Origin of the sequence: Streptomyces sp. NPDC127197 (genome assembly GCF_042672405.1) — a bacterium.
Classification (GTDB): domain Bacteria; phylum Actinomycetota; class Actinomycetes; order Streptomycetales; family Streptomycetaceae; genus Streptomyces; species Streptomyces flavusporus.
The window spans coordinates 280,204-305,026 of the sequence record NZ_JBHXVG010000008.1 but is presented as its reverse complement, the minus strand read 5'-3'; the positions used below and the strand labels follow the sequence as shown (position 1 = coordinate 305,026).

23 protein-coding genes and 2 pseudogenes are annotated in these 24,823 nt (G+C 71.7%); 9 read left to right on the top strand and 16 right to left on the bottom strand.

Annotation, left to right across the window (positions count from 1 at the left end; translation table 11 throughout):
- Nucleotides 1-20 precede the first annotated feature (20 nt).
- On the top strand, nt 21-869 hold the full coding sequence (gene pstB / locus ACFVJQ_RS16110) for a phosphate ABC transporter ATP-binding protein PstB (protein WP_385513073.1): 849 nt from the start codon (nt 21-23) through the stop codon (nt 867-869).
- Nucleotides 870-888: 19 nt separating this feature from the next.
- On the opposite strand, the gene ACFVJQ_RS16105 is transcribed toward pstB, so the two are convergent.
- Together ACFVJQ_RS16105 and ACFVJQ_RS16100 are read right to left on the bottom strand one after the other, a co-directional pair.
- The gene (locus ACFVJQ_RS16105) at nt 889-1,308 is read right to left on the bottom strand and encodes an arsenate reductase ArsC (RefSeq protein WP_385513074.1); all 420 of its coding nucleotides are present in this window, start codon (nt 1,306-1,308) and stop codon (nt 889-891) included.
- 50 nt (nt 1,309-1,358) lie between these two features.
- Nucleotides 1,359-1,997 (bottom strand): low molecular weight phosphatase family protein, encoded by a 639-nt coding sequence (locus tag ACFVJQ_RS16100; RefSeq protein WP_385784298.1) that lies wholly within the window; start codon nt 1,995-1,997, stop codon nt 1,359-1,361.
- Between the two features lie 104 nt (nt 1,998-2,101).
- Between ACFVJQ_RS16100 and ACFVJQ_RS16095 the strand changes: the two genes are divergently transcribed.
- Entirely contained in the window at nt 2,102-2,410 is a 309-nt protein-coding gene (locus ACFVJQ_RS16095) for a helix-turn-helix transcriptional regulator (RefSeq protein ID WP_224733161.1), read from the top strand.
- A 94-nt stretch (nt 2,411-2,504) separates the two neighbouring features.
- Nucleotides 2,505-2,753, top strand: a pseudogene (locus tag ACFVJQ_RS16090) (aquaporin); the annotation flags it as partial.
- A 469-nt stretch (nt 2,754-3,222) separates the two neighbouring features.
- Here ACFVJQ_RS16090 and ACFVJQ_RS16085 read toward each other — a convergent pair.
- A complete protein-coding gene (locus ACFVJQ_RS16085; protein ID WP_385513076.1) occupies nt 3,223-3,600 on the bottom strand; it encodes an ArsR/SmtB family transcription factor in 378 nt (125 codons plus the stop codon).
- Between the two features lie 123 nt (nt 3,601-3,723).
- On the opposite strand from ACFVJQ_RS16085, the gene ACFVJQ_RS16080 reads away from it, so the two are divergent.
- Nucleotides 3,724-5,088, top strand: coding sequence for an NAD(P)-binding domain-containing protein (locus ACFVJQ_RS16080; RefSeq protein WP_385513077.1), 1,365 nt, complete (start codon nt 3,724-3,726; stop codon nt 5,086-5,088).
- 16 nt (nt 5,089-5,104) lie between these two features.
- Here the strand turns inward: ACFVJQ_RS16080 and ACFVJQ_RS16075 are convergent, their stop codons facing one another.
- Together ACFVJQ_RS16075 and ACFVJQ_RS16070 are read right to left on the bottom strand one after the other, a co-directional pair.
- Nucleotides 5,105-5,797 carry an ANTAR domain-containing protein gene (locus ACFVJQ_RS16075; protein ID WP_385513078.1) on the bottom strand — a complete coding sequence of 231 codons (693 nt, stop codon included), beginning with the start codon at nt 5,795-5,797 and terminating at the stop codon, nt 5,105-5,107.
- Between the two features lie 155 nt (nt 5,798-5,952).
- Complete coding sequence (locus tag ACFVJQ_RS16070) at nt 5,953-6,990, bottom strand: rod shape-determining protein (protein WP_385513079.1); 1,038 nt, start codon at nt 6,988-6,990, stop codon at nt 5,953-5,955.
- Nucleotides 6,991-7,269: 279 nt separating this feature from the next.
- Here ACFVJQ_RS16070 and ACFVJQ_RS16065 point away from each other — a divergent pair, with 279 nt between their 5' ends.
- Nucleotides 7,270-10,875: a S8 family serine peptidase gene (locus ACFVJQ_RS16065; RefSeq protein WP_385784292.1), complete on the top strand. Its 3,606-nt coding sequence runs from the start codon at nt 7,270-7,272 to the stop codon at nt 10,873-10,875.
- A gap of 58 nt (nt 10,876-10,933) precedes the next feature.
- Here the strand turns inward: ACFVJQ_RS16065 and ACFVJQ_RS16060 are convergent, their stop codons facing one another.
- The 3 genes from ACFVJQ_RS16060 to ACFVJQ_RS16050 are packed head-to-tail and all read right to left on the bottom strand — an operon-like array spanning nt 10,934 to nt 15,109.
- Complete coding sequence (locus tag ACFVJQ_RS16060) at nt 10,934-12,256, bottom strand: carboxyl transferase domain-containing protein (RefSeq protein WP_385784289.1); 1,323 nt, start codon at nt 12,254-12,256, stop codon at nt 10,934-10,936.
- The gene (locus ACFVJQ_RS16055; RefSeq protein WP_385513082.1) at nt 12,249-13,697 is read right to left on the bottom strand and encodes an acyl-CoA synthetase; all 1,449 of its coding nucleotides are present in this window, start codon (nt 13,695-13,697) and stop codon (nt 12,249-12,251) included. Before ACFVJQ_RS16055 ends, ACFVJQ_RS16060 begins: the two co-directional genes overlap by 8 nt.
- A gap of 59 nt (nt 13,698-13,756) precedes the next feature.
- Nucleotides 13,757-15,109, bottom strand: coding sequence for an SLC13 family permease (locus ACFVJQ_RS16050; protein WP_385784286.1), 1,353 nt, complete (start codon nt 15,107-15,109; stop codon nt 13,757-13,759).
- A 215-nt stretch (nt 15,110-15,324) separates the two neighbouring features.
- Here ACFVJQ_RS16050 and ACFVJQ_RS16045 point away from each other — a divergent pair, with 215 nt between their 5' ends.
- Nucleotides 15,325-16,032, top strand: coding sequence for a FadR/GntR family transcriptional regulator (locus ACFVJQ_RS16045; RefSeq protein ID WP_385784283.1), 708 nt, complete (start codon nt 15,325-15,327; stop codon nt 16,030-16,032).
- Nucleotides 16,033-16,067: 35 nt separating this feature from the next.
- On the opposite strand, the pseudogene ACFVJQ_RS16040 reads toward ACFVJQ_RS16045, so the two are convergent.
- Nucleotides 16,068-16,301 (bottom strand): annotated as a pseudogene (locus ACFVJQ_RS16040) (MerR family transcriptional regulator); the annotation flags it as partial.
- A 157-nt stretch (nt 16,302-16,458) separates the two neighbouring features.
- Here ACFVJQ_RS16040 and ACFVJQ_RS16035 point away from each other — a divergent pair.
- Nucleotides 16,459-17,352 (top strand): RimK family alpha-L-glutamate ligase, encoded by an 894-nt coding sequence (locus tag ACFVJQ_RS16035; RefSeq protein WP_385784280.1) that lies wholly within the window; start codon nt 16,459-16,461, stop codon nt 17,350-17,352.
- 75 nt (nt 17,353-17,427) lie between these two features.
- Here the strand turns inward: ACFVJQ_RS16035 and ACFVJQ_RS16030 are convergent, their stop codons facing one another.
- Nucleotides 17,428-18,036, bottom strand: a complete 609-nt coding sequence (locus ACFVJQ_RS16030; RefSeq protein ID WP_385784277.1) for a GNAT family N-acetyltransferase — start codon at nt 18,034-18,036, stop codon at nt 17,428-17,430.
- A gap of 161 nt (nt 18,037-18,197) precedes the next feature.
- Between ACFVJQ_RS16030 and ACFVJQ_RS16025 the strand changes: the two genes are divergently transcribed.
- Together ACFVJQ_RS16025 and ACFVJQ_RS16020 are read left to right on the top strand one after the other, a co-directional pair.
- The gene (locus tag ACFVJQ_RS16025) at nt 18,198-18,947 is read left to right on the top strand and encodes a hypothetical protein (RefSeq protein ID WP_385784274.1); all 750 of its coding nucleotides are present in this window, start codon (nt 18,198-18,200) and stop codon (nt 18,945-18,947) included.
- Between the two features lie 39 nt (nt 18,948-18,986).
- Entirely contained in the window at nt 18,987-20,075 is a 1,089-nt protein-coding gene (locus ACFVJQ_RS16020) for a S1 RNA-binding domain-containing protein (RefSeq protein ID WP_385784271.1), read from the top strand.
- Nucleotides 20,076-20,227: 152 nt separating this feature from the next.
- Here the strand turns inward: ACFVJQ_RS16020 and ACFVJQ_RS16015 are convergent, their stop codons facing one another.
- The 6 genes from ACFVJQ_RS16015 to ACFVJQ_RS15990 form a co-directional block, all read right to left on the bottom strand.
- On the bottom strand, nt 20,228-20,572 hold the full coding sequence (locus ACFVJQ_RS16015; RefSeq protein WP_385513090.1) for a hypothetical protein: 345 nt from the start codon (nt 20,570-20,572) through the stop codon (nt 20,228-20,230).
- Nucleotides 20,573-20,627: 55 nt separating this feature from the next.
- A complete protein-coding gene (locus ACFVJQ_RS16010) occupies nt 20,628-21,725 on the bottom strand; it encodes a hypothetical protein (protein ID WP_385513091.1) in 1,098 nt (365 codons plus the stop codon).
- 184 nt (nt 21,726-21,909) lie between these two features.
- Entirely contained in the window at nt 21,910-22,881 is a 972-nt protein-coding gene (locus tag ACFVJQ_RS16005; RefSeq protein ID WP_385784267.1) for a hypothetical protein, read from the bottom strand.
- A 296-nt stretch (nt 22,882-23,177) separates the two neighbouring features.
- On the bottom strand, nt 23,178-23,801 hold the full coding sequence (locus ACFVJQ_RS16000; RefSeq protein ID WP_385784264.1) for a hypothetical protein: 624 nt from the start codon (nt 23,799-23,801) through the stop codon (nt 23,178-23,180).
- Entirely contained in the window at nt 23,761-24,588 is an 828-nt protein-coding gene (locus tag ACFVJQ_RS15995) for an FkbM family methyltransferase (protein ID WP_385784261.1), read from the bottom strand. The genes ACFVJQ_RS16000 and ACFVJQ_RS15995 overlap by 41 nt, the downstream gene beginning before the upstream one ends.
- Nucleotides 24,585-24,812, bottom strand: a complete 228-nt coding sequence (locus ACFVJQ_RS15990) for a Trm112 family protein (protein WP_385784258.1) — start codon at nt 24,810-24,812, stop codon at nt 24,585-24,587. The genes ACFVJQ_RS15995 and ACFVJQ_RS15990 overlap by 4 nt, the downstream gene beginning before the upstream one ends.
- Nucleotides 24,813-24,823 lie beyond the last annotated feature (11 nt).

Genomic DNA, 24,823 nt, shown 5'->3' with positions numbered 1-24,823 from the left:
CCCTCCCGCAGGAGACCGCCATGACCCCTCCGCCCGACTCCTCCGGCGGCACCAGGATTCCGCAGGTCACCTACCACGGCGCCCCGTCCCTGGCCGAACCGGTCTTCGAAGTCGGCAGCCTGTCGGTCTTCTACGGCGCCCACGAGGCCGTCCGCGACGTCAACATGACGATCGGGCGGCGTCAGATCACCGCCATGATCGGCCCGTCGGGATGCGGCAAGTCCACGATGATCCGCTGCTTCAACCGGATGAACGACCTCATTCCCGGTGCCCGCGTGGTCGGCAAGATCCGCTACCACAACGAGGACCTGTACGGCCGCGAGGTCGATCCCATCGAGGTGCGCCGCCGGATCGGCATGGTCTTCCAGAAGCCCAACCCGTTCCCGAAGTCGATCTACGACAACATCGCGTACGGGCCGAGGGTGGGCGGCTTCAAGGGCAACCTCGACGACCTGGTCGAGGAGACGCTGACCCACGCGGCGCTGTGGGACGAGGTCAAGGACAAGCTCAAGACCTCCGCGCTCGCCCTCTCCGGCGGTCAGCAGCAGCGGCTGTGCATCGCCCGCACCATCGCGGTCAAGCCGGAGGTGATCCTGATGGACGAGCCGTGTTCCGCCCTGGACCCGATCGCCACGATGAAGATCGAGGACCTCATGGAGCAGCTCGCCCAGGAGTTCACGATCATCGTCGTCACCCACAACATGCAGCAGGCCGCACGTGTCTCCGACCGCACCGCCTTCTTCACCGCGGACGTCGACGACAAGGGCGAACGCCACGGCCGGCTCGTCGAGTACGACGAGACCGAGCGGATCTTCTCCAACCCCTCCAACCAGCGCACCGAGGACTACATCTCCGGCCGCTTCGGCTGACCGCCGCAACCGCCCGGGGTCACGCCTTCTGCTGGGCGTCGATCTCGGCGATCAGGGCCTCGATGCGGGTCCTGATCTCGTCCCGGATCGGGCGTACGGATTCCACGCCCTTGCCCGCGGGGTCCTCCAGCGCCCAGTCGAGGTACTTCTTGCCGGGGAAGACCGGGCAGGCGTCGCCGCAGCCCATGGTGATGACGTAGTCGGACGCCTGCACGGCCTCGGTGGTGAGGATCTTCGGCCTGGCCTCGGAGATGTCGATACCGACCTCCTTCATCGCCTCGACGGCGGCCGGGTTGACCTGGTCGCCCGGGACGGAGCCGGCGGAGCGGACCTCGATCCGGTCACCCGCGAGGTGGGTGAGGAATCCGGCGGCCATCTGCGAGCGCCCGGCGTTGTGGACGCAGACGAACAGCACGGAGGCGAGCGGGGTCGAGGACATCGGTTCTTCCTTCACGAAGTGGTTCGACAGTGGTGCGTGAACAGGCGAGTTCAGGTGGCGGGCAGGGAGTCGAGCAGTTCGGTGACGTGGGTGTCGATCTCGTCGCGGATGCCGCGGACGACGTCGACCGGGGCGCCCTCGGGGTCGGCGACGGGCCAGTCCAGGTAGCGGCGGCCGGGCACGATCGGGCAGGCGTCGCCGAAGCCCATCGTGATGATGATGTCGGCGGCCTGGACCACCTCCTCGGTCAGCGGCTTGGGGAAGGCGGTCTCGGTGAGGCCCACGCCGGCCTCGGCCAGTACCTGCGCGACGACGGGTGCGACCTCGGCGGCGGGACGCGGGCCCGCGGAGGAGACCACCACGCGGCCCGCCGCGCGGTGGGCGAGGAGGGCGGCGGCCAGCTGGGAGCGTCCGGCGTTCTGACTGCAGACGAACAGCACCCGCGGCAGGCCGGTCCCCGGCGCGCCCTGGATGTGGGCGAGGGCATCGAGCCGCTCGGTCGTCAGATGCTCGGCCAGGACGACGAGGTGGGTGCGGACGTGCGCGTGCGCGGCGAGACGGTCGTAGGAGTCGGTGAGGACGTGCTGGATGGTCTCCGGGCAGAAGTGGCCCCGGTAGCGCAGCGCGAGCCGTGTCACGCCTGCCGCGAGGCGGTGATCAGGCAGAACAGGAGGTGTGGAGGCGTTCATGATGCCCCCTTCTTCGGGTCAGGGGCCCAACGGGGTGTTGGGTGCGGGTCCCAAGGATCAGCCCAAGCTGGTATCAGCCCCGGCTGATGTGAGAGTATCAGTCCATGATGACGTCAGTCGATACTGATCTGATTCGGGTACTGGCCGACCCGCTCAGGCTCCGGATCGTGACCCTGCTCGCCAGGGAAACCCTCTGCACCACCCACCTCGTGGAGGAGACGGGCGCCAGGCAGACCAACCTCTCCAACCATCTGAGAGTGCTGCGCGAGGCCGGGGTCGTGGAGACGGAGCCGTGTGGCCGGTACACGTACTACAAGCTTCGCCCGGACGTCATCGCTTCGCTCGCCGGCCAGTTCGCCGACCTGGCCGAGTCCGCCCGCACAGCGGCCGACAACAAGCGGTCCTGCCCCTGATCCCCGCCGTTCGAGGCGACTGCACCGAGGAGTCTTTGTTGACCGCCACGCCTGATACCGCGACGGAGTCCCTTGCGGCCCCGCCGGGGAGTCCGTCACCTCCGCCGCAGAGCCCCGCCCCGCGCCCGGGGCGACCCCGCCGCGTACGCCCCTGGTCGCCCGGGCGGCCGCCGAACTCGTGGGTACGGCGGCCCTGGTGACGGTCGTGGTCGGCTCCGGCATCCAGGCCGCCGAGCTGACCCGGGACGTGGGCGTGCAGTTGCTGGCCAACTCGCTCGCCACGGTCTTCGGCCTCGGCGTGCTGATCGCGCTGCTCGGCCCGGTCTCCGGGGCGCACTTCAACCGTTCCTGAAGACCGAGCAGGAGTGATCCCGCTCGGCCGCACGCCCCGAACGGTCTTGGGCGCACTGGTCCCCGGCGTACTCGGCCCCGGGGCGGCGACACGCATCCTGTGCGTGGTCCGTTCCCGGGGGGCCAGTTCCCTGCGTGATCTGGCCATATGGGCACGGCCAGAGGCGACGGGGAGGCCCCGAACCATCACACTGGTGGAGCGGGGGCCCCGCACGCTGGCGCCGCACCCGGCGTCCCAGATCGCACGATCACGTTAACCCGGTCGGCCCAGGGCGCCGCAAGCCTGCGGGCCGACGATCACACGATCGAGTTAGAGCGGCCTTGTGCGCACTCCTGGGCGCACAGTTGCCAACCCCGCGGTCACCCTGGTCGGTGCCGTGGTCGGGCTGGCGCTCGTGGCGGTCGTCTTCATGACCGGCCGGACTGCCTCCGACGCATGAGGCGGACCACCCGGGTGGTGGTCACGCGCCCTCGCGCGGCAGGGCGAGCATCTGGCCCATTGCTGCCACGACGGACGGCGCGACCTTGTAGTAGACCCACGTGCCGCGCCGCTCGGAGGTGAGCAGGCCGGCTTCCCTGAGCTTCTTCAGGTGGTGGGAGACGGTCGGCTGGGAGACGCCCACGTCGGAGATGTCGCACACGCACGCCTCGCCGCCCTCGTGCGAGGCGACCAGCGAGAACAGTCGCAGACGCACCGGATCGCCGAGCGCCTTGAACATCTTCGCAGTCCGCTCGGCCTCCTCCGCGGTGAAGGGGCGCTCGGCCAGCGGCGGGCAGCACGGAGCTTCGGCCGCGGGCGCGTCCGGTTCGAGCAGCGGCAGCACCTTGGTGTTCGACATGCATCAATGTTGACACACGTCGAAGCAGTTAATTCGATGAACGCCTATGTTGACGGGTGTCGAATCAACTGCCATGCTTACCGCTGCAAGATATCGACGAATGTCGAAGCAAAGGGGAGCCTCGTGAGTACGCACGCCACCGACCAGTCGCCCGTCGTGATCGTCGGAGCCGGCCCGGCCGGCCTGGCCGCCGCAGCCCATCTCGTCGGGCGTGGCATCGAACCGCTGGTCCTGGAGGCCGGCCCGTCCGCGGGCACCGCCGTGCGCGACTGGTCGCACGTCCGGCTGTTCTCCCCCTGGGCCGAGCTCGTCGACCCGGCCGCCGAGAAGCTGCTCGCGCCGACCGGCTGGGTCCGCCCCGACGGGACGGCGTATCCCACCGGCGGGGACTGGGCCGAGCTGTACCTGCAGCCGCTCGCCGACGTCCTGGGCGACCGGGTCCGCTACGGCGCGCGCGTGACCGGCGTGGCGCGGGCGGGCCGGGACCGTATCGTCGACTCCGGCCGCGACGAGCAGCCCTTCACCGTGCACATCGAGACGGCCGGCGGCCGCGAGGAGCGCCTGACGGCCCGTGCCGTCGTGGACGCCTCCGGCACCTGGGCCGTACCCGGCCCCATGGGAGCCGACGGCCTGCCCGCACTCGGCGAGAACGCGGCTGCCGAGCACATCTCGTACCGCGTGCCGGACCTCAAGGATCCGGCCGTGCGGGCCCGTTACGCGGGTAGGCGCACCGCGGTCGTGGGTTCCGGGGCGTCCGCCTTCACGGCCCTCGCCCAGCTGGCCGACCTGGCGAAGGAGGAAACCGGCACGCACGCGGTGTGGATCCTGCGCCGTGGGATCACCGGTTCCACGTACGGCGGCGGCGAGGCCGACCAGCTGCCCGCCCGCGGAGCCCTCGGCCTGCGCGCCAAGGCCGCGGTCGAGGACGGCCACGCGAGCGCGGCCACCGGATTCCGTACGGAGTCGGTGGAGCGCGCCGGCGACAGGCTCGTCCTCGTCGCCGAGGACGGCCGTCGCCTGGACCCGGTCGACGAGGTCATCGTGCTGACCGGCTTCCGCCCCGACCTGTCCTTCCTCTCCGAGATCCGCCTCGGCCTCGACGAACGCCTGCAGGCACCGACCGCCCTCGCCCCGCTCATCGACCCCAACGTGCACTCCTGCGGCACCGTCTACCCGCACGGCGTCAACGAGCTGTCCCACCCGGAGAAGGACGTCTACCTGGTCGGTATGAAGTCCTACGGCCGCGCCCCGACGTTCCTCGCGATGACCGGCTACGAGCAGGTGCGCTCGGTCGCCGCCGCGATCGCCGGAGACCAGGAGGCCGCCGAACGCGTCGAACTGACCCTGCCGGAGACCGGCGTGTGCGGCGGCGCCGGGCTGTTCGACGACCCCGACGCGGCCCGGAGCGGCGAGGGCGGCGGCTGCTGCGCCGCGCCCACCACCCTCCGGATCGGCATCGGCGCCCCGGCCTCCTCGGGCGGCTGCTGACCGGCATCCTCGGGCGTCAGACCCGGCACCGGGCGACTGCCCTGCGCAGGGCCGTGCGCAGCTCCTCCGGAAGTGACGGTCCGTCGGATTCGGCGCCGGCCGTGACGGCCGCGGCCACCTTGTGGAGCTTGGTGTTGGAGAGCTGGGAGGCCGCACGGAGGATGTGCCAGGCCTCGTCGGACGTGCAGGCGTGGGTGGCCATGAGGATGCCGCGGGCCTGGTCGATCACCGGGCGGGAGGCGATCGCCTTCCGCAACTGGGATATCTCCTCGCGCAGTTCGTGCAGTTGCTCCGCGCGCTCGAGGGCCACCGCAGAGGGTGTCGGGGCGGGGCCGGGTGTCGGGGCGGGGTCCGGTGCCGTGGAGCGCAGCGGGTCCGTGGTGTCCAGGCCGAACAGTTCCAGGACCCGGCGCGGCTGGCCCCGCCAGTTCGTGGCCGAGACCGGGATCAGGTGCCGTCGGCCGTGGTCGTGCAGGACGTCCAGGAACTGCCCTCCCGCCGTGTCCATGAAGATCACCCCGGCCATGTCCAGCTCTATCCGGCAGGTGTGGACGGGCAGTTCGGCCAGCACGCCGGCCAGGGTGTCCGCGCACCCATGGACGAGTTCTCCTCGTGCGCTGAGCACCGACCGGCCCGTGCCGTCGGTGCGGCCGTCGATGGCGAGTGGGCGTAACCGCTTCGCGAGGGAGAGTGGGGCCACTGAGTTCATGTCACCGCCTTCCAGGTCCGTGTGGCGCCCCCGTCTCACCGCCGAGCGACGGACGCCGGCCCGGCGATGCTGCAAGTGCACCTTCCCGGCACACCGCGCGCTACACCCCGTGGCGGGGCTACGCCCTGCCCGGGCTGCTCACGGCGTCGGCGGGCTCATCTGTCCAGCGAATTCAGCTCCAGCGGCTCGGCCCTGCCCTCCAGCATGGTGCCGAGGCCCCGCACGGCGCACACGTCGGGCCGTTCGGCGATGTGCACCGGCATCCCGGTGGCCTGCCGCAGCATCTGGTCGAACCCGGGGAGCAGGGCGCTGCCGCCGACCATCATGATCCCCCGGTCGGCGAGGTCGGCCACCAGGTCGGGCGGGCACTCCCGCAGCACCTTGCCGATGCCGTCGAGCACGGCGGTGAGCGGGGTCTGGATGGCGTCGCGTACGGCGGCGGTGTCGAGCTGGACGGAACGGGGCAGGCCGGTGGCCACATCCCGGCCGTGGATCTCCGTCGACGTCGGCCCGTGCGGGGTGAGTCCGTTGCCGGACAGGGCCAGCTGCAGCGGCCGTACCGACTGACTCGGCAGCACCAACTCGTGCTCGTGCCGCAGATACAGCACGATCGCGTTGTCGACGGCCTCACCGCCGACGGGGATGCGTTCGGCGGTGACGATGGAGCCGAGGGACAGCACGGCGACCTGCGTCGCGGCCGCGCCGCACACCAGGACCATGGTGGCCTCGGGCTGCTCGACGGGCAGTCCGCAGCCGACGGCGGCGGCGATGAGGGTGTCGACGAGTTCGACACGGCGGGCCCCGAGACCGACGAGCGTCTCGGTCGTCGCCCGCTGGGCGAGCGGGCCGGCGTCGTGCGGGGTGCAGGCGGCGGCCCGGAGTCTGGGCTTGCGGCGCAGCGCGCGGCGGACCTTGTCGCCGAGCAGATGCCGCAGCATCCGCTGGGCCATCTCGATGTCGACGACCGTGCCGCCGGACACCGGCCGTACGACACGGATGTGCTGGGGGGTGCGGCCGGTCATCTTCTCCGCGAGCTCGCCGACCGCGATCAGTGCGCCGGTGTTGGTGTTCACGGCCGCGGCGGACGGCTGGTCCACGACAAGCCCGGCGCCCTTGACGTAGACCCGCGTCCGCGCCGCCCCCAGATCGACGGCGAAGTGGCACCGGCGTAGCTGCTCCAGGCTGGCGGTCATCGCGGATCCTCCCGAGGGGCACAGACCGTGGCGGCCGCCGGGCGGCGGGCCTCTTTGCATCGTGTGGGGGGCGGGGAGGGCGGCGCCTTCTGGAGGGGGCCGGGCGGGGTGCGGCTGTACGGGTGGTTGTCCGCGGCTTGCCGCCGCGTTGCTTGCGCTGCCGGCGCCGGCCCTGGCGGGAAGCCGCCACTGCGTCAATCCGCCAGCTCCGTTCAACTCACCTGCAACACAAGGCGCCCGACACTCTTCCCCACCACCCGACGAAGAAGAGGCGTGTGCATGACCAGAGGACCAGTCGGACGCGGGGCGATCCTCCTGTCGGCCGGGCTCGTGCTCGCACTGCTGCCCGTGAGCCCGGTGTCGGCGCAGGACACCGGCGTGTCCACGCGTGCGGCGCCCGCGGCCCGTACCGTCACACTCGTCACCGGCGACAAGGTGACCGTCGCCGAGCTCGGCGGCGGACGGAAGACGGTCACCGTCGACCGGCCGCGGGGGGCCACCGGCGCCGTGCGCACGCAGCAGGCGAACGGCCACGTCACCGTCGTACCGGACGAGGCACTGCCGTATCTGCGGGCCGGCACTCTCGACCGACGGCTGTTCGACGTCAGCGAGTTGATACGTCAGGGCTTCGCCGACGGCGACACCCGTGAGCTGCCGCTGATCGTGACGTACGAAAAGGGCACACGGGCCGTCACCCCGCGCGGTGCCGAACGGACGCGGACGCTGGAGAGTGTGCGCGGAGCCGCCGTGGAGGCGGACAAGGGACGGGCGTTCTGGCGGGCGTTCACCCGGCAGGACGGCATCGCGGGCGTCTGGCTGGACGGGCGGGTCGACGCCGACATGGCGGAGAGCAACGCGCAGATCGGGACGCCCGCGGGCTGGGATGCGGGGCTGACCGGGAAGGGTGTCACCGTCGCCGTCCTGGACACCGGCGTGGACGCGACCCATCCCGACCTGGCGTCGCAGGTCTCGGCCAGCAGGAGCTTCATCGAGGGGCAGGAGGTCGCCGACCGGGACGGGCACGGTACGCATGTGGCGTCCACCGTCGCCGGCACCGGCGCCGCGTCGGACGGCGCCGAGAAGGGGGTCGCGCCGGGGGCCTCGCTGGCCGTCGGCAAGGTGCTCAGCGACGAGGGGTCCGGCAGCGAGTCGCAGATCATCGCCGGCATGGAGTGGGCCGCACGCGAGGTGCAGGCCGACATCGTCTCCATGAGTCTCGGCTCGACCGAGCCCAGCGACGGCACGGACCCCATGGCGCAGGCCGTCAACACCCTCAGCGCCGAGACCGGCGCCCTCTTCGTCATCGCCGCCGGCAACACCGGCGCGCCCTCCGCCATCGGCTCGCCCGGCGCCGCCGACGCCGCGCTCACCGTCGGTGCCGTCGACTCCGCCGACCAGGCCGCCTACTTCACCAGCGCCGGGCCCCGCTACGGGGACAACGCGCTCAAGCCCGACCTCGCGGCTCCGGGCGTCAACATCCTCGCCGCCCGCTCCCGGCTCAGCGACGGCAGCGGCGACTACGTCGCCATGAGCGGTACGTCCATGGCGACCCCGCATGTCGTCGGCGTCGCCGCCCTGCTCGCCGAGCAGCATCCCGACTGGACCGGCGCGCAGCTCAAGGACGCCCTGATGTCGACGTCGAAGCAGCTCGACGCGTCCGTCTACACGCTGGGCGCCGGGCGGGTCAGCGTGCCGGACGCGATCGGGGCCGGGATCACGGCCACGGGCAGCGTCGACCTGGGCTTCCACCGGTGGCCGTACGAGAACAACCAGCCGGTGACCAGGACCGTCACCTACACCAACACCTCGGACGCCGACGTCGAGCTGGACCTCGCCGTGCAGGGCGAGGCCGCCACCCTCGCCGACACCACCCTCACCGTGCCGGCGCACGGCACGGCGTCCACCACCGTGACCGGCGACGGCTCCGAGGCGCCGGTGGGCAACACCAGCGGGCGGATCGTCGCCTCCGTCGCCGGCACCCCGGTCGCGCACACCGCGTTCGGGCTGGTCAAGGAGGACGAGCGGTACACGCTCACCGTGCACGTCAAGGACCGGGACGGGGCCGCCACCGCCGCCGACCTCGTGGTGCAGCACCTCGCCGAGCGCGTCGACCCCGTCCCGGCGTACGTCGGTGACTCCGGGACACTGAAGCTGCGGCTGAAGCCGGGGACGTACAGCCTCACCTCCTTCCTCGACGTGCGCGGCAGCCACGGCACCGACTCACTGGGCCTCGGCTTCCTCGCGGCACCCGAGGTCGTCCTGGACCGGGACCGGGAGGTCACCCTGGACGGACGGGAGCTGCGGGAGATCAGGGCCGACGTCGACCGGCGCACCGAGACGCGGCAACTGGTCATGGAGTACGACCGGAAGGCGAACGACGCCGACCTGTTCGGGGCCGCCCAGGTGCCGGTGAAGTACGACAGCGTCTTCGCCGCGCCGACCGGGAAGAGGGTCACGCAGGGCAGCTTCGAGTACCGGACCGTCTGGCGGCTCAGCAAGCCCTTGCTGGAGGTCAAGGGCATCGGCAACGCCCTCGCCCAGCCGGGCGGCACCCTGATCGAGGGCCGCACCAGGCTGCCGCTGGTGGATGCCGGGGACGGCCCCTTCACCGGCGTCGAGGGCAAGGCGGTCCTGGCCCGCCTCACCGACGGCACCGAGCCGGCCGCGCTGGCCCAGGCGGCGCAGGACGCGGGCGTCAAGGCACTGTTCGTGACCGACGACAACCCCGGACGGCTCAACGCCTGGTGGGGCACCGACGACAGCGCCGACCGCCCGCTGCAGATCGCCACGGTCGACAAGGCCGACGCCGAGCGCCTGCGGGCCGCCGGAACGGTCGACACGACCGGCACGCGCAACACCCCGTACGTGTACGACCTGTCGAAGGGATACGAGGGCGCCGTCCCAGACCGCGATCTGACCTACGCACCGGACGAACACCGCGAACTCGCCGCCGTACAGACGAAGTTCCATGCGGTGAAGCCGGTCAGCGGGGGCGAGTTCCGGTACTCCATCACCGACACCTTCCCCATCGGGATCGGCTTCCGCGAGCGGATCGACTACCCGGCCGAGCGCACGGACTACGTCTCCACGGCCGACGGTCAGCTGTGGCACGAGTCGGTGACGATGGACGACGGGGCACTGGAGGAACGTGGCGGGCTGGTCCGCTACCGGGGCGGGACACGCCCGGGCCTGAACTGGTTCAGGCCGGTCTGGCATCCGTGGCTCGGCACCGGACTCGGCTGGGGGCAGCAACGCGTCGGCAACCAGCTCCAGTTCAACACTCCCGGCTGGGGCGACTCCGGGCCGGACCACACCGGCTTCGGCAACGTCTGGAGCGAGGAGACCGGCATGACCCAGTACACGGAGGTCCACCTCGACGGGGAACTGGTCGACCGGCGCCGCAGCTCCGGCGTGTACGTGTGGGACGCACCCGCCGACGAGCGCACCTACAGGGTCGTCACCGACACCACACTCGACCCCGAACGCTGGGAACTCGCCACCGAGGGCCACGCCGAGTGGACGTTCCGCTCGGCGGCCACACCCACCGACCGCTGGACGTATCTGCCGCTGATCAACCTCGGCTTCGACGTCGACACCGACCTCGCCGGCGATGTGCCCGGCGGGCGGAAGGTGCCCGTCGGGATCCACGCCGAGTACGTGGCCGACGCGTCGGACACGGGCAGCATCGGCGGCGGGACGCTCGAGGTGTCGTACGACGACGGCACGTCGTGGCATCCGGTCCGGCTCACCGGCGACGCGGACTCCTGGCGCGGCACCCTGACCGTGCCGCGGGAAGCCGAGTATGTCTCCCTGCGGGCGTCGGCGAGCGACGACCGGGGCGGCTCGGTGACGCAGGAGATCATCCGGGCGGTGGGGGTTCGTTAGCCGGATGTGGGCGGTGCCGTCTCCCCCTTCCCGGTGGGGGAGGCGGCACCGCCGTGTGTCACTTCCTTGTCCGGGCGATCCCCAGATCCACCAGGTCCTGTGGCCGCAGGTGCAGTTGACCGGCCGTCGCCTCCACCTCCTCGGGAGGGCGTTTCAGTATGGCGGCCGCCAGCTCGGGGGCGATCACCGAGAAGTAGCTGTCCGGGGTGACCCACGTGTTGTCCGGCGCCGCGAGCGCGAGCGCGCCGCCCGAGCCGCCCTCGCCGATCACCAGCGTCGTGACCGGCGTGCGCGCGGCCGCCACCGCGCCGAACACCTCCGCGATCGCGGCGCCCGCCCCCAGCCGTTCCGCCTCCGCGTCATTGGCCGCGCCCGGGGTGTCCACCAGGGTCAGCACGGGGATACCGAGCCGGTCCGCGAGCCGGATCAGACGGGCGGCGGTGCGGTAGCCGGCGGGACGGGTCGCGGTCCCGGTCTGGGCGGCGTACGCGACGGTACGCCCCTGGTGCGCCCCGAAGCCGCACAGCATGCCGTCGTCGATGCCGCCGCAGCGGTCGCCGCTGATCGCGACACGGTCGGTGAAGTAGGCAGCCAAGTAGTACTGAGCACGCGGGCGTTGGGGTGAGCGGGCGCGCCGGACCGCGTCCCATCCGGTCGCAGGGAGGTCGGTCGCGCCGAGCGGACCCGGCGGCGGCGCGGGCTCGGCCGAGGACGCGGTCAGCAGCCGCAGCCACCGCCCCAGCGTCGCCCGCAGCTCCTCCTCAGGTACGACCGCATCGGCCGCACCGGCCGCCACCTGCGCCTCGGCCGTGTACGCCGCCGGGTCCGCGTCCGCCGGCCGCACCCGGGAGCCGGCGAAGCCGACCTGGGCGCCGGGCAGCGCGAGGATCACGTCGGCGCCCGCGCCGAGGGTGGCCCAGCCGCCGCCCGTCGTCGGATCCCGCAGTACGGCGACCTGCGGCAGACCGGCCTCCCGGGTGAGCACCGACTGCCGGGCCACACGCTGGAGCTGGGTGAGCGCGACCATGCCCTCCTGCATCCGGCTGCCACCCGTCGCGATCAGCGACACGACCGGCAGCCGGTGCTCGCGGGCGTGCAGATACGCCGCCTCCAGCCGGTCGCCGGTGCGCTCGCCGAGCGAGCCGCCGAGGAAGCCGAACTCGAAGGCGATCAGCACGGCGTCCGTGCCCTCGATGCGGGCGGTGCCGCAGACCACGGACTCGTCCTCACCGGTGCGTGCGGCGGCGCGGGCACGGGAGGCGTCGTAGCCCTGCCAGGAGAGGGGCCCGTCGGGCCCGAACTCCCTGGTTTCACAGGTGAGTTCGGTGAACTCGTCGGTGACGAGGGCGATGGTCCGGCGGGCGGAGAGGCGCTCAGGCATGGCCGCCCAGCGCCCGCTTCATGATCTTCCCCATGTCGTTGCGGGGCAGGGCCTCCAGGTGGTGCACGACCCGTGGCCGCTTGTGCGGGGCGAGCCGGCGGGCCACATGGTCGGCCAACTCCTCGAGACCGGGCGGGGTCTGCGGGTCGGCGGGCACGATCCAGGCGACGATCCGCTCACCGAGATCCGGGTCGGGCTCCCCGGTGACGGCGGCCTCCCGCACCCCCGGATGCTCCAGGAGGGCGTTCTCGATCTCACCGGCGCCGATCTTGTAACCGCCGCTCTTGATCAGGTCGGTGGCCTTGCGGCCGACGATACGGACATAGCCGTCGGGATCGCGGACCGCCATGTCGCCGGTGCGGAACCAGCCGTCGGCGGTGAAGGCGGCGGCGGTGGCGTCGGGCCGGTTGAGGTACTCGGTGAACAGGTTCGGCCCGCGCACCTGGATCTCGCCGACGCTCTCACCGTCGTACGACCTGATGGGTGTCCCGTCCTCCTCCACGAGCCGCAGCTCGACTCCCGGCAACGGCACACCGACCGTCCCTGGTCGCGCCTCGCCGTCCGCGCGGATGCTGGTGTTCATCAGCGTCTCGGTCATGCCGTACCGCTCGATGACCCGGCGGCCGGTCGCGGCCGCGATCCGCTCGTGGTCGTGCACGGGCAGCGCGGCCGACCCGGAGACCAGCAGCCGTGCGCCGGTGAGTCCCTTGGCGAGCGACGGGTTGTCCGCGAGATCCTCGGCGATCCGGTGGTACATCGTCGGCACCCCGAACAGCATCGTCGCCCCGCCGTTCAGCTCCCGCGCCACGCCCTCGGTGCTGAACCGGCCCAGATGCCGCACCGAACCGCCGCGCCGGAGCGGGCCCAGAATGCCGAGCACCAGCCCGTGCACATGGAACAACGGCAGCCCGTGCACCAGCACGTCCTCGCCGGTCCACTGCCAGGCGTCGGCGAGCGCGTCCAGGGTCGTGGCGATGGCCCGACGGGGGATGACGGCACCCTTGGGCGGGCCGGTGGTGCCGGAGGTGTAGACGATCAGGGCGGGCGCGGCGTCGTCCGTCTGCTCCTCGGGGAGCGCGCCGGTCGCCGGCACATCGACGTCGACCCGCTCCAAGTCCCGCAGAGAGTCGGGCAGTTCATCGCCGGGCGCCGCGAGGACGAGCGTCGGCGCACTGTCGGTGAGGATGTGACCGAGCTCCTTCTCTCCGGACTTCGGGTTGAGGGGAACGGCGGCGACCCCCGCGAGCAGTGTTCCCACCACCCCGACGGCCGTCTCCAGCGCGGGCGTCGCCCACACGGCGACGCGGCCCTCACCGCGTACCCGCTCGGCGACGGCACCGGCCGCCGCGGCGAGTCGGGCGTAGGACAGGGACCGGTCGCCGAACCGCAGGGCGATGTGCTCACCCGGGCTGTTCGTCAGGGCCGGGAAGAGAGAGGACACGCGTCGTACTCCTTAGTCGTCTTGGGCGTCGTCACCTGTTGCCATGGCGCACGTGAGGGCTACCCGAAGCCGGGCACGACCAGCACCAGCCACACCACCGCGGGCACCGCCGCCACCACAATCCCTCCGTACACCATCAGCTGCCGGAAGAAACGCTCACGGTCGACGTCGGGTGCCGCGGCCAGGACCAGCGCGCCGTTCGTCGAGAACGGGCTCACGTCCACCACCGTCGCCGACACCGCCAGCGCCGCCACCATGCCGACCGCCCCGATCTCGCCCTGCGCGAGGAACGGCACCGCCAGCGGAATCAGCGCGCCCATGATGCCGACGGACGAGGCGAACGCCGAGACGATCGCGCCGATGTAGCACAGCAGGAGCGCCGCCAGCAGCGGAACGCCGATGCCGCCGACGCCCTCGCCGGCCCAGGTGATGGTGCCCATCTCGTCCAGGACACCGACGTAGGTGAGTACGCCGCAGATCAGCAGGACGGTGGGCCAGGCGATCTGGCCGACCGCGGCGCGGCTGTCCTCGGGCCAGGCGGTGCTGAGGACGACGGCCAGGGTGATCGCGGTCAGACCCGCGTCCAGGTCGAAGGCGAGGACGGCGACCACGAGGGCGACCAGGGAGACGAGGGTGGCGGAGCGGGCGGGGGTGAGGCGGGTGCCGGGTTCGTGGTCGTCGTCGCGGGTGAGGACGGCGGTGGGGGTGGGGGCCGGGTTGGTGCCGGTGCTGTTCCCGGTTACTGCGGGAGGCTGCTTCCCGGTCGATGTCGATGCAGTCCCGTCCGTGGTCGTCACCGCCCCCTGCCTCCACAGCTTGAGCCCCCCGAAGAGGACGAACACCACACCCGCGATCACGAGGTTGGCGACCAGGGAGGCCAGGAAGAGGGCGACCTCGTTGCCCGGGAGCTTCTCCCGCTCCACGATGCCGTTGACGATCGAACCGTAGATGCTGATCGGCGAGAAACCGCCGGCCTGCGCGCCGTGCACCACCATCGCGCCCATCAGCAGCGGGCTGATCCCGTAGCGGGCGGCGAAGCTCAGCGCGATCGGCGCGACGATCGCGACGGCGGCCGGACTGACCGCACCGATCGCCGTGAGCGCGCCGGTCAGGGCGAACATCACCCAGGGGATCAGCGCGACCCGGCCGCGCACCAGCCGGATCGAGGCGTGCACCAGCCAGTCGGTGGTGCCGTTGGCGCGGGCGATCGCGAACAGGTACGTGACCCCGACGAGGACGACGAACAGGTCGCCGGGGAAGCCGGCGAAGATGCCGTCCGCGTCGAGGTCGGCGACGAGGGTGCCGACGGCGAAGGCGGCGGCGAAGGCGAGCGCGCCCATGTTGATCGAGCGGGTGGTGGCGATGACGAACACCACGGCGAGGACGAGGATCGAGATGAGTTCGGGGGACATACGGGCTCCCGTCTTTGGGTCCCGGAGCGGTGAGGGGAATGGACGAGCGGGCGAGAGGACGAACAACGAGTGGTTGAGTGGCTGAGCCACTTGGCCGACTGGCTGGTCAGCGTGCGCGCACCGGCCGGGGACGTCAAGGGGGCGCGCAAGAATTGGCTCAGCCACTCAACCAGTCCGCCTGCCCGGTGCTAGGCTCCCGACGAGAGGGGGACCCAGTGACCGACGCCCTGCGCCCCATGACGAAGCAGCGCCTGTACGAGCAGGTGCTGGACCGGCTGCGCCAGTACGTCGCGGAGGGCGGCCTGCGCGCCGGCGACCGGCTGCCACCCGAGCGTGACCTGGCCCAGCGGCTGGGCGTCAGCCGGGCCTCGGTGAAGCAGGCGATCGTGGTCCTGGAGGTGCAGGGCCTGGTGGAGGCGCGACACGGCGGCGGCACGTACCTCGTCCGCGACAGCCTCGAAGTGGAACCGGTCGAGAAACTGGTCGAACGCCGCCGGCGCCTCCCCGACGTCCTGGAAGCCCGCGAGGCCCTGGAGACCAAACTCGCCGAACTGGCCGCCGAGCGCCGCACGGAGGAGGACCTGGCCGCGATGCGGTCGGCGCTTGCCCACATGACGGCGGAGATCGAGCAGGGCGGTCACGGCGTCGAGGGCGACCGCCTCTTCCACGGCGCGGTCACGGCGGCCGCGCACAGCAGCATCCTCGCCGAGTTCATGCGCTCCATCGCCGACCAGATCGCCGAGAGCCGCACGGAATCCCTCCGCCAACCCGGCCGCCCCACCCGCTCCCTCGCCCAGCACCAGGCCATCCTCGACGCCATCGAGACCCAGCAGCCCGGCCGCGCGGCCACGGCCATGCGCCGGCATGTCCGGACGGTGGCGAAGGTGCGGCTGCTGGACTGGGATCCGGAAGGGGAGCGCTGACCGGCCCCCGTCCGTCAGGCCACCGCCTCCACCACGTCCGCCTCCACCCGCGCCCAGTACGCGCGGATGTCCTGGGCGGCGGCCGTGGGCGGGAGGGCGCACACCATACGGATCCTGGCCAGTGGCATGCCCAGCCGGCGCAGCCACGCCACCAGTCGGGCCCGCTCCAACTGCTCGACCGCGTAGTAGCGGTAGCCGGTGTGCGGATCGACCCGGGCGGGGCGCAGCAGGTCCAGCTCGTCGTACAGCCGCAGCGCCTTCGGCGACAGCCCCGATCGTCAGCATGTTCATGTGCACCTCGCACTCCTCCGGTTCCGCCACCGATGCTGGGTCTTCACCGAAGGGGAAGGTCAAGCGGTCTTCTTCGGTCGCGGAGGCGATTGTTAGCCTGCGCAGCGTTCCGCCGTCGTCCCCGAGGAGCCCGCCGTGCCCCGAATCGCCCTCGTCACCTGCCGCCCCGGCCCCGAGGTCAGCGTCGACCGTGATCTGCCGCTGCTGATCGAGGCGTTGGCTGCGGGCGGTGCCGAGGCGGTGGCCGTCGAGTGGGACGACCCGGCGGTCGACTGGGCCGGGTTCGATCTCGCCGTGATCCGCTCGACCTGGGACTACAGCTGGCGGGCCGCCGAGTTCGTGGCCTGGGCGGAGGCGTGCGGCAAGGCCACGCGGCTGGCGAATCCGGCGGACGTGGTGCGGTGGAACACCGACAAGCGGTACCTCGGTGAGCTGGCGGCGGCCGGAGTGCCGACCGTCCCCACCTGCTACACAGCCCCCGGCGAGCCCGCCGACCTCCCCGACGACCACGAGTACGTCGTCAAGCCCACCTCCGGCGCCGGTGCCCGGTACGCCGCGCGCTATCTGCCCGAGGAGCGGGAGACGGCGGTACGACACCTCGCGCGCCTGCATGAGGAGGGGCTCACGGCGATGGTGCAGCCGTTTGTGCGGAGCATCGACACCGCCGGGGAGCGGGCGCTGCAGTTCTTCGGCGGGCGGCTGCTGCACGCCAGCCGCAAGGGGGCCGTGCTGGCGCCGGGGACGCCGTACGACGAGCGCAAGGTCGCCCATCCGGGGCTGGAGGTGTGGGAACCGACGGACGCCGAACTCGCCGTCGCCGAGCGCGCCCTGGCTGCCGTACCGGACGCGCCCGACCTGCTGTATGCGCGCGTCGATCTGGTGGACGGGGAGGACGGGGAGCCGCGGGTGATGGAGCTGGAGCTGGTCGAGCCGAACCTCTTCCTGTCGCTGCACAGGGGGTCGGTGGCGCGGGTGGCCGAGGCGATGGTGGCGGCGGGGAACGCGGGCAAGGCTCCGGCTCAGTCCTGAAGACCTCGCCTCGCCGTCCGCTACGAAGGGACGGTGCTGGTCGCGGTCATCGACGACTGGCTGTGCCCAGCACCTCTAGGCACCGGCCGGGCTGCGCGGTTCGCGCCACATCGACCACAGCACCGGCCCGTTCGCCGGTAGCCGCAGCTCCTCGCGCACGGTGAAGCCGAAGTGCTCGTAGAAGGGCAGGTTGGACGGCTTGGAGGACTCCAGACAGGCGGGCAGACCCGCCGCGTCGGCCTTGGCCAGCCCTGAGCGCAGCAGAGCGGCCCCGTGTCCCTGGCCCTGGGCGGCCGGGTCGGCGCCGATCACCGCCAGGTACCAGTGCGGTTCCTGGGGTGTGTGCTTGGCGGCCGTCTCGACAATGTCCCTGAACAGGGGAGCTCGGTCGCCGAGGATGTTCTGGAGCTCCTGGATGGTCTCCGCGTCGGGAACGGCCTTGGCCTGCGCCTCCGGCGGTACCCAGAAGGCGGCCCCCGCCTCGGTGCGCTCGCACACGCCGTGGTGGACGTACTGCCGGGTGAAGATGGTGGTGAAGTAGCGGCCCAGCCCGGCCTCGCGCGAGGCGTCGCCGGGGAAGAGCCGGCGCATCATCGGGTCGTCGTCGAAGGCGCGGGCCAGGGTGCGACTGATCAGCGGAGCGTCGTCGATCGTTGCTGTCTTCGGGGTGTTCGCTTTCGACATACAGGTCATTCTGCACCCCGGTGATCTTCGGCGACGCGGTGGGGTCCGGTCCGCTGTCGGGGCCAACGGAACAGGTCTATGACGGGAGTTGGGACATGGGGTGACGAACGGAATCACGGGGGCATGTCCCCTGTGAGCGTGAGTGCGACTGCGGGAGGGCTATGCGCAAGCAGGGGCAGGGGCTCGTGGACCGGGCTGTCGACGCGGTCGTCGAGACGGGTTCGGCCTTGCTCGACCGTCTCATGACCCACGAACGCGGTTGGACGTGGGCGGCCGTTGACGCCTTCATGGCCGTGGCGATCCCGGTATCCGTGGTGGGAGTCACGTACGCGGGAGCCCTGCTGAACGCTCACGGCCCCGGCTGGCCGAGCGCGGCCCTGGGCGTGGTGCTGGTCATCGCCGGCTTCTTCGGTGGGTTCTTTTCCTTCGTGCTCTATCTACGCAGTGAGAGGGGGTTCATCGCCCAGTTCCTCGTGATGGGACTGAGCAGTCTGCTGCTGTGCGGGGTGGCCGGAGCAGTGAGCGGCCGCGTGGATGACGAGGTGCTGCAGACCCGCGGCAGGCACACCAGGTGCACGGTCGTCGAGGTCGACGAACAGCGGCACACCACCACGCACTACGACAGCGCGGGAAACGTGACGCACACCAGCACCCGGACCGACTACGTGCACCACCTGAACTGCGCGGCCGGACGACCGGACAAGTTCGTCATGGGAGTTCGGTGGGCAAACCCGGGAAGCCGCGTGGACGTCACCTACGACCCTCGGGGGCGGATCGGCGCCGTACCGACGGAGTTGGTGGGCAGCGAAGGGGAGTCCTGGCCTCTCATCTGGGCGGGCCTGGGGGTGGTGATCACGGTGCGGCTCGGCTATGTGGCTGTGTTCTTCGTCAAGGAGCGACGAAGCGCCTGAGCCTTACGGGCGAACGGACGGTGCGGCAGGATCGCCGTCATGTCGATCTCCGGAACGGACGCGTACGACTCCACCGACCTCCTTCCCCCACTCGTCGAACGCGCCCTCACCGCCGCCCGCGCCCACGGCTTCCCCCACTCCTGCCGCTCCGAACAGGGCCGCCTGCTGCACGCGTTGGCGGGCGGCGCCCGCCACCTGATCGGCGAGACGGGCACGGGCTGCGGCGTCGGTCTGGCCTGGCTCGCCTCGGGGGCGGGTGAGGGCGTACGACTGGTGAGCGTGGAGCGGGATCCGGAGCGGGCCCGGGTCGCGGCTGAGGTGTTCGCGGACCGGCCCGAGGTGGAGGTGGTCACGGGTGACTGGCAGCGCATCGAGGAGCACGGGCCCTACGACCTGCTGGTCCTCGACGGCGGCGGTACGGCCAAGGCCTCGGACGACACCCCGGCCGACCCGGCCCGGCTCCTCGCTCCGGGCGGCACGATCGTGATCGACGACTTCACCCCGGCCGCCGACTGGCCGCCGCTGCACGAGGGGGCCGTGGACCTGCCCCGGCGGTACTGGCTGGAGCATCCCGCGCTGAAGACGGTCGAGATCGCGCTGGCCGAGGATCTGGCCACGCTCGTCGGCACCCGGCGCCGGCTCGCCGGAGCCGAGACCACGTGGCGAGGGCTGGAGCGCGGGCAGATCGTGCGGGGAGTCGTCACCCGCATCGAGCCCTTCGGTGTGTTCGTGGACCTCGACGGCGTCGAGGGCTTCGTCACCGTCCCCGAACTTTCCCGGCACCGGTTCGACTCGCTCGACGAGGTCGTCCACGTCGGCCAGGAGGTCACCGCCGAGATCCTCGCCTTCGAACTGTCCCGGCAGCAGGTCCGACTGTCCCTGGCGGCCCTGGCTCCGGACCCCCTGACGGAGTTCGCACGGAACGGGCTCGGTCGGGTGGTACGCGGCACGGTCACCAAGGCGGTCCCGTTCGGCGTGTTCGTGCGGGTGGCCGACGGCGTCGAGGGGCTGGTGCACCGGGACACGCTCAACGACCCTTCCCTGCCCGAGGTGGGCGACGAGCTGTCCGTCGAGGTCGTCGGCATCAACCTCGTACGGAGGCGGGTCGACCTGAAGCGGGCGCCGTAGCGGGCCTGGCTGGTCGACGACCACCGTCCGCTGCAACATCTCCCACGCGGACTCGGCGACCGGCTGTCGTCGTACGCCCTGCGCGTTCGGTTGGCTCTTACAACGTGAGCTGGGGTCTGGCACACGTTCCGTGGTGGCGGACTGAGCCGACGTCACCACGTCAGGGTCAGCGAACCTCCGACCGGCAGCGTGTGCCAGCGGTCGGCGTAGTCGTCGAACCGGGACACGATCCGGTCGACCACCGGGGTGATCTCCCCCGCCGTCACATACGCTGGCAGCTCCCGCGCGTGGCCGCGCCGCACCTCCCACACGGGTACGGCGATGCCTGCCAGTTCATCCGACCTGGCCATGTCGGCCTTCGCCCGGGGGGACGACTTCACTCGCTTCGACCTGCGGCGCCGGGCGGCCTTGGCGCGCTCCGCGGGGTCGGCGGGCCAGAACAGGCCGTTGTCACCGGCGGCCAGCTGCCCGTAGATCCCGAGATCGATCCTGGCCACCCCAGTTGGTTGCGGGGAGAACAAAATGGCAGGCTCTGCTCTCGGCGGAAGGCGGTCAGCGCAGCGCCCACACATGTACTTCGGACTCTGCGACCGTGTACCAAGTCCCGTCACCGAGCCCGGTGGGAATGCCGGACACCGGGAAGGGATAGGTGACCGGTTCAGGCGAGCGCGTCGGGGAGGTGCCGATCAGCCAGTGCCGGCCTTCGCCCCATTCTTCGTCGCTCTCGACGGTTCCGGTGATCACGGTGGCCTCGTCGACGAAGCCCCCCGCCCAGTCCCACAAGGGCCACATCTCGTCGTTGTCGGGCTCCGCGTCGGGGTGTCGGGGGATGACCGACTCGGCGTCCCACTCGGCCAGGACGGAGCCGTCCTCGATGTCGTGTACGGCCAGGGTGTCCTGGTCGTGGTTCACGGTCAGGAACCGGTCGCCCGACGGGCTCACGTCGAGCAGGACCAGGTCCTGGTCCTCGAAGTACTCCACGGTCAGGGTCTCGCCGTCCCAGCGTCCCCAGCGCAGGGGCGATCCGTCCTGTCCCTCCCCGATGGTCAGCCCCATCCGCCGCGGATCCGGATGGGGCACGTGCACACTGCCGGCGGCCGCTGACCGGGCGTTCGCCCGCGCGAGCAGCCGTCCGTCGACGGCGTCGAGGACCAGCCACTCGTCCACTGTCTCCGCGTCCAGCTCGCCGCCGGGCAAAGGACCGCGTACGTGCGCCCACACCAGGCGTCCGTCGGCGGAGAAGCCGGCGGAGCCGCCGTCCGGGTACCGGTGGTCGCGGTCGTCGGCGTACTCCTCGAACGAGCGGTGCATCTCTCTGCAGGCGCCGTACCAGCAACCGTGGCGGACCTCCCACCGGACCGCTCCCGTGCGGTCGATGGCCCGCAGCGCGTGCACTCCGGCGAAGACGGCAAGGCTCCCGTCCGGTGCCACCGTGGAAGTGCCGAACCGCCGCGGCCAAGGGGTAGGGAACCGGATCGTGGCCTCGCCCGCCGTCCCGAACGAGCCGTCCACGTCCTGTACGACCAGCTCGCTGTCGCAGCGTTGCAGGAGTGCCCTGCGTCCCGGCAGCCCGATCAGGGACGGGGCGAATGCCCGTGAGGCGGGCAAAGGAGCGGCAAGCGTTGCGACAAGCCGAGCAAGCGAGGACATGCGGTTCTCCGATGGGGGTGGCGAAGCTCGGCGAACAGTACGACACACGACCGACAGCACCGCGCTCAGGGCTCAGCCAGGTCACGCGGTGCCGCTCCGTGACGCCTCCGTAGTGGTGGCCAGTGACGCTGACGGCCAGGTGGCCATCCTGCCCCGCCTTGGAAGACGCACCGCGCTCTCAAGCTCACGCTCGCACAGCGTCCCCTGTCGCAGACGCCCAACTCGCGCACGCTGCAAGGGCGGCGCGGATCTGCTGGATCACCCACGCCGGGCGATGAAAGACGTCATCGGCGGTGAAGCGGAGGACCAGGCGTACCTCGGGGCACTGCGCGATGCGGTTGAAGCGGTCCACGTCCCGGCGGTGGGACTCGCGGGTGCCGTGGTAGGCGTACCCCTCGATCTCCACGCCCAGGCCCTCGGCCCGGAAGAGGAAGTCAAGGAAGCATCGGCGTCCGTCGGGGGTGCGCAGCTCGGTCTGGGACTCGGGGTGGAGGCCGGCGTCATGCATCCGCAGGCGTGCCATCGTCTCCGCCGGTGAACCTGCGCCCGGATCGGCCAGCTCCAGCCACCGGCGTGCCCTGGCCGACCCCCGGATCGGGCTGTCGAGCGCGGCGGCGAGTGTGGCGTGCACCGTGAGCGGCGCACGCCGTACTCCGCCGACCGTCCGCCGCGAGAGCGCCGAGTCCACGGCGACCAGGGCCTCGTCCCGTGGTCCGGCCCGAAGCAGGTCGGCGACCGTACGGATCGCGCCGGTGACCCGCAGGCCTTGCCGTTCCGTCACCTCGTCCGGGGCGAGGTGGAGGCGGTGGACCCGTATGCCCTTTCCCTTCGGGCGGTGGTTGAGCTCGGGGAGAATGAAATCGAGCGGCCTGACGGAGGCGGCCGGGGCGAGTGTCTCGATCAGCCAGAGCGCGGCGGCCGACCGGTGACTCACGACGAGCCGGGGCTCGAGTAGCTGCATCGCCCGGAGCTGTGTGACGAGGTCCGGGGTCCGCCCAGGTTCGGCCCAGGCACCGTGTCGGAGCTGGGTCCAGCCCTCGATACGCAGGGCACGCGTGAGTGAACTTCGGGGCCACCCGGCCTCCAGAGCGCGGGAGACGAGCAGCACTCCGCCCTCGCTCAGCTCGCCCAGCGTTCTGCGGTCCCCGTCTGCCACGGCCCCAGGGTGCCGGAGAAGTCGGGACAGCCGCACAGCCCTGTGGACAACCCGCCGACCTGTTGGCCGACGTTGCAATTGGCCGATTTGGCTCAGCTGGTCGATCGCGGTGCCCGGTGTCGGCGGGGGTGCGGGCGTGGGAGGATGGGTCAAATCGGCCAATTGTGGCAGGACTTGACCGTCGGATGTTCGTGAGGTGATGTCCGTCGCGGTCCTTGAGCAACGCCTCGTCGAAGCGCACGCCCATGTGGACGGCCTGCCCACCACTCTCCCGCCCTTTGCCGCGCTCCGGCGCACTAGTCGCCGACGGCCGTCCGCTGCAGCAACCCCCACGTGAACTCCGCGACGACCTCGTGCCGCACACCTCGCGCGTCCGGCGCCACGAACGCCAGCCCCCACCGCGTCGGTGCCGTCCCCTCCAGAGGGCGGGCCGGGGCGAAGGCGCGGGCCGCCTCGTCGACCGTGCAGGACCACGGGGTGAGGTCGTCGATCGTGTGCAGGGCGGGGGCTTCCGCGCCCGGTGCGCGGACCAGCCACTCGTTCCACACCACCCCGTTCGGCGCTACGAGGACCTCGAAGCGCAGGTCCGGCCAGAGGAGGACCGGCCATTGCCAGGCCTCGCAGCCGAGGTCGCCGATGCGGCGGGGGGTCGTCGACTCGGGTGGGCCGAGGACCGAGCGGTAGCGGGATGCCGCGCTGCGGGACCGGGGCGAGCGGAGCATGGCCTGCCAGCATTTGTTCGCCTCCCGCATCTGGGTGAGTGAGACGCCGAGTTCGCGGCGGGCGTCCTCCACCAGATCGGGGTTGTGGTCGGCCATGCGGCGCAGCAGGACGAGCTGGAAGTCGAGGGGCGTGAAGGGGTCGGCGGCGGGTTTTCCGCTAGCGGGGGGCTTTTCTGAGCGTGGCGGCATGGGATCCATCGTCGCCCACCCGGGGCCTGCCCGGACGCCGGCCGTCCGGGAGGAAGAGGACGGAGTTGACGTAGCGGGGGCGGGCGCGGAGGGGGAGGACCCGGCGGAGCAGGCCGTGGGAGGCGACGTGGGAGGTGATCGCCTGGTGGGACTCCAGGGGGAAGTCGGAGAGGGGGATCCAGTTTCTGCCGGGGAGTACCCAGCCGTCGTAGTCGAGGAGCGACATGTACGTCAGGACCGGGGTGATCGGCTGGATGCGGGTCTCCAGTTCCACCAGCAGGGTCGGGCGGTCGCGGGCCAGCAGAGCCGTCGCGCCGCGCAGGACCGACAGTTCGCTGCCGTCCACGTCGACCTTGATGAAATCGACGTCCCTCAGGCCCAGGTCGTCGAGGGCGACGCAGGGGACCTCCATCGCGTGGGCGTGGATGTCCCGGCGGATGAGGGACGAGACGCCTCGGTCGCCGGTGTCGTCCAGGGGGAGCCAGAGGCGAGCGGTGCCGGGGCGGTCCGTGGCGGCGGCCTGGATCACGCGGACGTTCGCCGGGGTCGTCGAGGAGAGCAGGCGCGCCAGGTGCGGGACCGGTTCGACGGTCACCACCCGGCGTGAGCGGGCGCTCAGCCGGCGGGTCCACGGGCCGTACCAGCCGCCGACGTCGACCGCGGTGCCGCAGCCGGGCGGGCAGAAGTCGGCGATCCTGGCCAGCTCCGGTTCGAAGCGGGGGTACACCGCGCGGGCGGTCGCGGCGACCAGGCGGGCCGGGAGGAAGGGGGCGAGGCGGGCGGCAAGCGTGGTCATGACGCCATCCGTTTGAGGAGCTCCTCGTGTTCGTCCTCCGAGACCTGTTCCCCGGAGGACGGCAGGAGCTGCGGGATGCCGTCGACGATCGGGTAGCGGCGGCGCAGGCGTGGGTTGTACAGGGCCTCCTTCGACGTCATGGATCCGTCCGGCGGCAGCAGGTGCAGCTGGCCCTTGTCGAGGGGGCACGCCAGGATCTTCAGCAGCGGGTCGTCGGGGGTCATGGTGGTGTCAA